This window comes from Acinetobacter sp. ANC_7553 (genome assembly GCF_056779895.1).
The window spans coordinates 1-328 of the sequence record NZ_JBWYIV010000059.1 but is presented as its reverse complement, the minus strand read 5'-3'; the positions used below and the strand labels follow the sequence as shown (position 1 = coordinate 328).

The following is a 328-nucleotide window of genomic DNA, read 5'->3' as shown; positions in this document are numbered from 1 at the left end:
AGCACCCATCCGCAACGCGCCAAAGTGGTGGGACCTGCAGGAGAAGAAATCCATGTCGATGAATGGGGACGCATCAAAGTACGCTTCCTATTTACCCGAGCAGAAGACCACCAATTTGATGGCGGTGCCGGCAGTAACAACAACGACACCGATTCAGCTTGGGTCGATGTACTGACCCCATGGGCGGGCGAAGGCTATGGCGCACGCTTCCTTCCTCGAATCAATGAAATCGTGGTTATCGACTTCTTTGACGGCAACATCGACCGTCCCTTTGTGGTGGGCCGCCTACATGAAGCCCAACGCAGCCCAACCCGATTTGACAGTCAAG

Annotated in this window: 1 protein-coding gene; it reads left to right on the top strand. The window is 54.9% G+C overall.

Features of this window, described 5'->3' with window-relative positions:
* A partial coding sequence (locus AC1M9I_RS14675) for a phage baseplate assembly protein V (RefSeq protein ID WP_481611220.1) occupies nt 1-328 on the top strand: 328 nt, incomplete at both ends.